The sequence below is a fragment of the Sulfuricaulis sp. genome, assembly GCF_041499725.1.
GTDB lineage: Bacteria > Pseudomonadota > Gammaproteobacteria > Acidiferrobacterales > Sulfurifustaceae > Sulfuricaulis.
Window position 1 is genome coordinate 1 of record NZ_JBGQKW010000122.1, and the last position, 5,182, is coordinate 5,182.

General features: G+C 60.4%; 6 protein-coding genes and 2 pseudogenes. 1 reads left to right on the top strand and 7 read right to left on the bottom strand.

Annotated elements, in window-relative coordinates; all coding sequences use genetic code 11:
* The 5 genes and pseudogenes from ACC569_RS13730 to ACC569_RS13750 all read right to left on the bottom strand — a co-directional run.
* Positions 1–312 (bottom strand): annotated as a pseudogene (locus tag ACC569_RS13730) (VWA domain-containing protein); the annotation flags it as partial.
* A 22-nt stretch (positions 313–334) separates the two neighbouring features.
* Positions 335–640, bottom strand: coding sequence for a hypothetical protein (locus ACC569_RS13735; protein ID WP_372524101.1), 306 nt, complete (start codon positions 638–640; stop codon positions 335–337).
* Between the two features lie 5 nt (positions 641–645).
* Positions 646–1,482, bottom strand: a complete 837-nt coding sequence (locus ACC569_RS13740) for a CbbQ/NirQ/NorQ/GpvN family protein (protein WP_372524102.1) — start codon at positions 1,480–1,482, stop codon at positions 646–648.
* A gap of 84 nt (positions 1,483–1,566) precedes the next feature.
* Positions 1,567–1,923, bottom strand: a complete 357-nt coding sequence (locus ACC569_RS13745) for a ribulose bisphosphate carboxylase small subunit (protein WP_372524103.1) — start codon at positions 1,921–1,923, stop codon at positions 1,567–1,569.
* Between the two features lie 70 nt (positions 1,924–1,993).
* On the bottom strand, positions 1,994–3,424 hold the full coding sequence (locus tag ACC569_RS13750) for a form I ribulose bisphosphate carboxylase large subunit (protein ID WP_372524104.1): 1,431 nt from the start codon (positions 3,422–3,424) through the stop codon (positions 1,994–1,996).
* Positions 3,425–3,591: 167 nt separating this feature from the next.
* Between ACC569_RS13750 and ACC569_RS13755 the strand changes: the two genes are divergently transcribed.
* Positions 3,592–4,539, top strand: a complete 948-nt coding sequence (locus tag ACC569_RS13755) for a LysR family transcriptional regulator (protein ID WP_372524105.1) — start codon at positions 3,592–3,594, stop codon at positions 4,537–4,539.
* Position 4,540: 1 nt separating this feature from the next.
* On the opposite strand, the gene ACC569_RS13760 is transcribed toward ACC569_RS13755, so the two are convergent.
* A complete protein-coding gene (locus ACC569_RS13760) occupies positions 4,541–4,933 on the bottom strand; it encodes a CPCC family cysteine-rich protein (protein ID WP_372524106.1) in 393 nt (130 codons plus the stop codon).
* A 116-nt stretch (positions 4,934–5,049) separates the two neighbouring features.
* Positions 5,050–5,182: pseudogene (locus tag ACC569_RS13765) on the bottom strand (fructose-1,6-bisphosphate aldolase); the annotation flags it as partial.

Genomic DNA, 5,182 nt, shown 5'->3' on the forward strand with positions numbered 1-5,182 from the left:
CAGGGTGTCGAACAGCAATTGGATCACCTCGCCGCTCACCATGGAGGCGAGCTTCATGGCGCTGATGATGCAATCCTTGAGCACATCCTCGCCGACTTCTTTGACCACCGCCGGCATCGCCTGGATGTAGGTCACGACCAGGTCGTTGCCGCGTCCGAGCTGCGACAGCCCCTTCGCGCCCTCGAGCCAGTTGTGCAGACCTTGAGGCGTCATCACGCGCGCGGCTTCCGCAAAGCTTCCCTCGAGCGTGCCGCGGATATGCTGGTCCAGCCCGTCGAGCTGCGCGTGGTAATCCTTGAGATCGATGCTCATATGATTTCTTCAGGAAATCGTTTCAATCGTCGTCGTCGAGCTCGGGCGACCAGCCGAGTTCACGCGCGCGTTTTATCGCTTCGTTATAAATACGCTCGTGGCGTGCACGAATATCCGCCGGCAATTGGCTGACCAGGTGTCCATAAGGTTCCCACGCCTCGTGCACCTGTCCATACAGGGTATCGAACTTCGGCAAATCCCAGCCTTCACAAGTCTCGGTTTCAGGGAGAATGCCGAACACCCAGGCGTCGCGAATCATCCGGCCGATATCGGTCATGCCGCCGTGAATATCGGCGTGAATCCCAACGTAGGCTGTGGGACGATTCATGGGCCTCAGAAAAACATCGCGACCGCCGCGTCCAGCGTCTCGCGCATGTCGGGGTCGTCGGTGATCGGACGCACCAGCGTCATCTGGCAGGCGGCACGCGGCTCGATGCCGCGCGCGATCAGGCTCCCGGCATAGGCCAGCAGGCGCGTGGAAATGCCCTCGTCGAGGCCGTGACCCTTGAGGTTTCGCGCGCGATGCGCGATCTGCACCAGTTTCTCGGCCACGCTCTTCTCCACCTTGGTCTCGTGCTGGACGATCTCGACCTCGATCCCGGCTTCCGGGTAATCGAAGTCGATGGCGCCGAAGCGCTGCTTGGTGGATTGTTTCAAGTCCTTCATCAGGCTCTGATAGCCCGGGTTGTACGAGATCACCAGCTGGAAATCCGGATGGCAGTTCACCAGCTCGCCTTTCTTCTCGAGCGGCAGCTGGCGGCGATGGTCGGTGAGCGGATGGATTACCACGGTCGTGTCCTGGCGCGCCTCGACGATTTCATCGAGATAGCATATCGCGCCGATGCGCGCCGCGACCGTGAGCGGCCCGTCGTGCCATTTCGTGCCGCTGGCGTCGAGCAGGAAGCGTCCCACCAGATCCGACGCGGTCATGTCCTCGTTGCACGCCACCGTGATCAGCGGCTTCTTCAGCTTCCACGCCATGTACTCGACGAAGCGACTCTTGCCGCAACCTGTCGGGCCTTTCAGCATCACCGGCATGCGCGCGCTGTAGGCGGCTTCGTAGAGTTCGACTTCGTTACCGACCGTGCGGTAATACGGTTCCGTCGCAATCCGGTACTGGGCGATATCCGCGCCGCCATCAACCTTCGCTGCCGTGCTTGCTTTGCTCATCTTTCCCCCTCGTAAACCCCGAAAAAAAGCCCCTGTCCGATCATGCCGGACAGGGGCCGATGACGGCTCAGCGTGTCCGACTGCTTACTTCATCTTGCCGCGGAAAATCACCATCGCGGCGCCCTGCGACTGTTTGAAATTGTCGTAGCCGACCAGGCGCACGTGGTTGCCCGGATGCGCCTTGTGGCAGGCGTCGGCCTCGGACAGGATCCGGTCCACGCTGGTCTCGCCAAACATCGGCAGCTTCCACATGTACCAGTAATGGTCGAAGGCATTCTCCGGCTCGGTGTGTTCGATGGCCGGATTCCAGCCGCGCTTCACGATGTATTCCACCTGCTTCTTGATGTTGGCTGCATCCATCGCCGGCAGGTACGAGAAGGTTTCGAACTTGCGGCTCGTTACGTCCGTCAGGCTCGATTTGTAGTCTTGCATTTCGCTCATGATTTAAACCTCTTGAATGTATGTTCCTGGATCCCGGATCGCGCCTTGCGGCGCGTCCGGGATGACGGCTTTACTTGTGCGCCACGTCCAGCTTGTCGACGGTGTCGAACTCGAACTTGATCTCTTTCCACGTTTCCATGGCGATCTTCAGCTCCGGGCTCGAAGCAGCGGCCTTGGTCAGGATGGCCTTGCCTTCCTTCTCAATCTGAATGCCCTGGTTGCGCGCCTCGACGCAGGCTTCCAGCGCCACGCGATTCGCGGCCGCGCCGGCGGCGTTGCCCCACGGATGGCCGAGCGTGCCGCCACCGAATTGCAGCACGGAGTCGTCGCCGAAGATCGCGACCAGTGCCGGCATGTGCCAGACATGGATGCCGCCCGAAGCCACGGCGAACACGCCCGGCATGGAGCCCCAGTCCTGATCGAAGAAGATGCCGCGACTGCGATCTTCCTTGATGTACTTCTCGCGCAGAATGTCGATCCAACCCAAGGTCGCTTCACGATCGCCTTCCAGCTTGCCGACGACGGTGCCGGTGTGCAGATGGTCGCCGCCGGACAGACGCAGGATCTTGGCCAGCACGCGGAAGTGGATACCGTGGTGCGGGTTGCGGTCGAGCACTGCGTGCATGGCGCGGTGGATGTGCAGCAGCATGCCGTTGTTGCGGCACCAGTTGGCCAGGCCGGTGTTGGCGCAGAAGCCGCCGGTGATGTAGTCGTGCATGATGATCGGCGAACCGAGTTCCTTGGCGTGCTCGGCACGCTTGTACATCTCTTCCGGCGTCGGGGCGGTTACGTTGAGGTAGTGGCCTTTGCGCTCACCGGTTTCTTTCTCGGCTTTCTCGATGGCTTCCTGCACGAAGTCGAAACGCGTGCGCCAGCGCATGAACGGCTGGCTGTTGACGTTCTCGTCGTCCTTGGTGAAGTCCAGACCGCCGCGCAGACATTCGTACACGGCGCGGCCGTAGTTCTTGGCGGACAGGCCGAGTTTGGGCTTGATGGTGCAGCCGAGCAGCGGACGGCCGTACTTGTTCATAAGGTCACGCTCAACCTGAATACCCTGGGGCGGACCGCCACAAGTCTTCACGTAGGCGATCGGGAAGCGCACGTCCTCAAGACGCAGCGCGCGGATCGCCTTGAAGCCGAACACGTTGCCGACCAGCGAGGTGAACACGTTGACCACCGAACCTTCTTCGAACAGGTCCATCGGGTAGGCCACGAAGGCGAAGAAGCAGGTGTCGTCGCCCGGCACGTCTTCGATGCGGTAGGCGCGGCCCTTGTAGTAGTCGAGGTCGGTCAGCAGGTCGGTCCACACCGTGGTCCAGGTGCCGGTGGACGACTCGGCGGCCACCGCGGCGGCGGCCTCTTCGCGCGGCACTCCGGCCTGCGGGGTTATCTTGAAGCACGCCAGGATATCGGTCTCGTTCGGCGTGTAATTCGGCATCCAATAGGTTTCGCGGTACTCTTTGACGCCCGCTTTGTACGTCTTTACTTTGCCTTGGCTCATACGGCCTCCTCGTTAGAAATCGTGTGGGTTCCGGGTTTTCCGCCTGTTCCGCCCTAACGGACCCCCGTCATGGGCGCGTACCTTATCTTCCTCAGATCATAAATAACACTCATGATTAATGATTGTTATGATAAACTATTACTTATGATCATATTGGGGCGCTTACTTTGCACCTGACCCTGCGCCAACTCAAGGTCTTTGAATCGGTCGCTCGACATTTGAACCATACCCGCGCGGCGGAAGAGCTTTTCCTGACCCAGCCGGCCGTGTCCATGCAGGTGAAGCAGCTCGAGGAAAGTCTGGGCGTGGCGCTCTTCGAACAGCTGGGCAAGCGCATCCACCTCACCGAGGCCGGACGCGAGGTGCTGGGCTATGCTCGCACCGTCACCCAGCAGCTCGATGAACTCGAGGGAATTCTGAACCACATCAAGGGACTTTCCGGCGGACGGCTGCGCATCTCGGTGGCGACCACGGCGAACTATTTCATTCCCACCCTGCTCGGTACTTTTTCACGCCGCTATCCGGGTGTGACGGTCAGCCTCGACGTCACCAACCGTGAAACACTCCTGCGGCAACTGGCGGAAAACACGGTGGACCTTGTCATCATGGGCCAGCCGCCCGCGGAACTCGATGCCGAGGCGGATGCCTTCATGGAGAACCCGTTGGTCATTGTCGCGCCGCCAAGTCATCCGCTGGCGCGCAAAAAGAAAATTCCACTCGCTCGTCTGCAGGAAGAAACCTTCCTCGTCCGCGAACCGGGCTCCGGCACGCGCATCGCCATGGAACGTTTCTTCGCCGAGCGCGGCATGCGCCTGAAAACCGGCATGGAAGTGGGCAGCAACGAAGCGATCAAGCAGAGCGTGCAGGCGGGGCTGGGATTGGGATTGTTATCGCGCGCCACGATCGAACAGGAACTGACGCTGAAACGTCTGGTCGTGCTCGATGTGGCCGACTTCCCGATCATGCGTCACTGGTACCTCGTGCACCGGCGCGGCAAGCGCCTGTCGGCCGTGGCCGAGGCGTTCAGGCAGTTCATGCTCAAGGAAACGCGCGGTTTGATCGACGCTGGCGCGGCACCTCCGGTGCCTTCCAGGAAACGTCAGCGAAAGATATGATTCAACTGGCGTAACGACGCCAGTAGGTGTTGCGCCAGTAATACAGTACGGTGGTGTCGTCCAGAGGATAGGAATCCGCGTAGTCGATATCGCGCTGCGGTTCTTCGACGTTGTCGTGCGCGGGGTCGAGCGGACGCCAGCTGGATTCGCGCGGTTCCTCCTCGAACGGCGCGCGCCCTTCGCCGCGATAGCGGCGTTCGGCGGTGCCGATCTCGGCATAGTTATGCTGTCCCTGCTCTAGTGAAACGTGATTGGCGCTGCCCGGCAGGCGCGGGAAGCGCAACTGCGCGAGATCGTCTTCCCACAGGCAGATCGGGCACTTCTCATGGTTTCCCGGCTGGTGCTGGAATACCCGGTAACCGCAGCAGGGACAGGGATATTTATCGAGATCCATCATATTTCAACCATAGGCGTATCCGGTTTGCTTCGCAAATCCATCCGAATAGAAAAACAAAAAAAGGGCGGTTGCCCGCCCCTTTTCTACAGCATGCGACTGATCTGATTAGTTGACTAGTTTACTTTCGGATCGAGCTCGCCCTTGGCGTAACGTGTCGTCATCGCTTCGAGCGACAGCACCTTGATCTTGCTCGCCTGGCCGGCGCAACCAAAGACCTGGTAGCGCTGCTTGCAGATTTCCTTCATG